Source organism: uncultured Veillonella sp., from assembly GCF_963524655.1.
Classification (GTDB): domain Bacteria; phylum Bacillota; class Negativicutes; order Veillonellales; family Veillonellaceae; genus Veillonella.
This window is the reverse complement of sequence record NZ_CAURHA010000076.1, coordinates 1-2702: the sequence shown is the minus strand read 5'-3', so window position 1 is coordinate 2702 and position 2702 is coordinate 1. Positions and strand designations below refer to the sequence as shown.

Genomic DNA, 2702 nt, shown 5'->3' with positions numbered 1-2702 from the left:
CCAGTACCAAGTACAAGTTCCGCACCGATAGCATTACACAATGGAATAACATTTTCATAACGATACATGCTAGACAAACCAGAGCAGCAGATACCGTAGAATTGGATACCTTTAGCACCGATAGCTTTCGCTTTTTCTAAATACTCTTCAGAGGCACCAATTGTACAAATTTGGGATACTAATGTTGGCAAGTGACCATGAACAGCGATGTTAACATAACCTTTTTTCAATGCACCGATGTTAACTTTTGATGTACGACGACCACCTTGACCGAACAATGCATCTGTTGCGATGTCCGCAGCTACTACGCCTGTGAATGTGAAAGCAAGACCACAACGCAAGAATTGTTTCATGTTGCTTTCCCAATCGCCATCTGTACCTACACATGTACGATGATATGCATCAAAGGCTTCATTGTACGCGGAAATAGGCAAGATATCTAGGTTTTTCCAAACTTCACGGCGTTCAGCTGGAGCTAACGCTGTAATTGTTTTATATTCGCCAGGCAATGCACGGCTCAAATCTTCTAATAGAACATCTGCCAAGTCATTAGCAACTTCTTTTAAGGAACGACCTTCTTCAGGGATGTTGAAAGCTTTACATACAGTACGAATTTTTTCTTCCCCTAAAATTGGGATATCCAATTGATCGTTAGCAGCAGCTTTCAAAGAAATCAAGATTTCGCGAGCATGCGCACCATGTTGTGTTAAGCCACCAGCTGCTGCGCGTGTCATATTACGAGCTACAATAAGATCAGCATCAGCACCGCAGACACCACGAGGGCTCTTAGGTGTAATTTTACATGGACCCATGAAGCAAACACGACAACATACGCCTGCAATACCGAAAGTACATTGTGGTTGTTGTTTATCGAAACGGTCAAACACTGTATCACAACCGATTTGCTCCATGCGAAGGATCATTTCACGCACTGCTGGATCTGGTGTTTGTTCAATTACATCTTGTTTTGTAGGCCATGTTTTACGATACTCAGCAACGGCTTTCATGTAATCGTTTACGCCATGTTCATGAGGTACCCCTGGTTCATGAGTGTGTGGCACCCATTTATCCGTCGGCATAGCCTTTGCATGACTATGGTCGTGACCATGTTCATGATCGTGGTCGTGATGATGATCGTGGTCGTGACCATGATGGTGATGATGACCGCCACAATGGCAGTGGTCATGGTCATGGTGATGATGGTCATGATCATGATGGTGATGATGATGTTGTTGTTCACCATGGCTGTGTTCCTGGGTATTTTTATTTTCCACGTCTTTACTCATAATAAACCTCCTAGGGGCCTACGTAGGCCAGCTGACAATAATAAGAAAACATATTCTACATTTATTTCAAGTTAATTCCACCATAATGAGGGGCTTTAAATCCTATCTCCAAAATATGTTTTAAACTACTATAAGTATATTTTTTGAAAGGACATTTGTCAATTAAATTTTGAGAAATTTTTTACCCATTTATGGTTATAAATCATTATGATAACTACATTTATTAAATTCGATACTTTCAGATTTTTTTCATAAAGCAAAAGAGGTTAATTCCTGTAACATACGGGAATTAACCTCTTTTATCTATAGAATGCTATATTTAGATATTATTTTATATGAATTATTATTCGTAAGTAAAGTTAAATACTCCAATATGCTATCTGTATAATTTATAAGAATTTCTGCATAATATTTGCTACTTCAGGCAAATGGAATCGTTTTGCTCTATCTGATCTTGCCACAAGAACTAATTGACGGAAGCAAAGTTTTGATGCAAGGGGATAAAATTTAACCTTATCTTCATCCCTCTTACTATTAAGCGTACTCGGCAAGAAAGTAATACCATAATCATCTTCTACTAAAGAGCGACAAGTATCCAATGTTTCTGATGCAATGACCGCTTTAGGCACAAAGGACTCCGCTTGGCATAATCGATTTACCAAAGACCGTAGCTTTAAGCCCTCTCGCAAAAGAATAAATGGAAATGGTCCAAATGGTGCGATTTCTCGAATACCTTCAGGTGTCATGAGAGATTCCGCAACAGCGATGGCTTTTTTATTTTCTACGCTAATGGCTAGCAAGATTTGCTCATCAAGTACGGGATAGCTTTCAAGAGCTTGAGAATAAATAGGCGTCGGGAATAGTCCTACGTCAACTAAGCCATCACAAATCTGTTGCTCCAAGAAGTGAGATTCACCTTCTACCACATGGAACTCCCAAGATGGTTCAATTTCTTGAAAGCTCTTTAGCGTTTTACCTAACATATGATGACCATAAAACTGGGACAAACCAATTCGCACGTGATATGCCACATCCGTACCTTGGTTGATAATAGACTGTGTTAAAGCCTCTACTTTATGAACTAATGGCATCCCTTCTTTTGCAATTTGTAACGCTGCAGCCGTCGGTACTACCTTAGTGCGATCACGAGCAAACATAGGAACACCTAACTCTGCTTCGATACGACGAATACTTTGACTCAACGCAGGCTGAGAAATATATAATTTTTTAGACGCTTTAGAGAACGATGCCATCTCGACAATAGTACTTATATATTTAATATCTTTTATATCCATAGAAACACCTTATAACAAAACATTATGATTTTATTATAACTATATATTACCAAAATACAAGATATATGACGAGCCATAGTAATATAATAACTTACGCACAACAAAAAAGCCCTCCATATGG

1 protein-coding gene and 1 pseudogene are annotated in these 2702 nt (G+C 39.0%); both read right to left on the bottom strand.

Translation table 11 applies throughout. The annotated features are described in order from the left end of the window. Nucleotides 1–1286: pseudogene (locus RYM16_RS09000) on the bottom strand (carbon monoxide dehydrogenase); the annotation flags it as partial. Nucleotides 1287–1675: 389 nt separating this feature from the next. Beyond that, nucleotides 1676–2581, bottom strand: a complete 906-nt coding sequence (locus tag RYM16_RS08995; protein WP_314983403.1) for a LysR family transcriptional regulator — start codon at nt 2579–2581, stop codon at nt 1676–1678. Nucleotides 2582–2702 lie beyond the last annotated feature (121 nt).